This window comes from Cupriavidus sp. SK-3, assembly GCF_000611145.1.
Lineage (GTDB): Bacteria > Pseudomonadota > Gammaproteobacteria > Burkholderiales > Burkholderiaceae > Cupriavidus.
In genome coordinates, this window is the sequence record NZ_JFJV02000154.1 from 66,198 (window position 1) to 66,541 (window position 344).

Genomic DNA, 344 nt, shown 5'->3' on the forward strand with positions numbered 1-344 from the left:
CGCCGTGGTGCTGGCTTCGGGTTCGCTGGTCAAGGCGATCGCCATGATCGTGCTGGGCCTGCTGCTGGGCCTGGTCGGTACCGACGTGAACTCGGGCGCGGCGCGCTTCTCCTTCGACGTGCCTGAACTCACCGACGGCCTGAACTTCGTCTCGGTGGCGATGGGTGTGTTCGGTTTCGCGGAAATCATCGCGAACCTGGAACAGAAGGATGCCCGCGAGACCTTCACCGACCACATCACCAACCTGTTCCCGACCAAGGAAGACTTCAAGCGCATGATCCCCGCAGTGCTGCGTGGCACGGTGCTGGGTTCGGCGCTGGGCATCCTGCCGGGTGGCGGTGCTG

Annotated in this window: 1 protein-coding gene; it reads left to right on the plus strand. The window is 64.5% G+C overall.

Going from position 1 to position 344, the window contains the following annotated elements; genetic code table 11:
- The coding region (locus tag CF70_RS37895; RefSeq protein WP_035866540.1) for a tripartite tricarboxylate transporter permease at positions 1–344 on the plus strand (344 nt) is incomplete at both ends.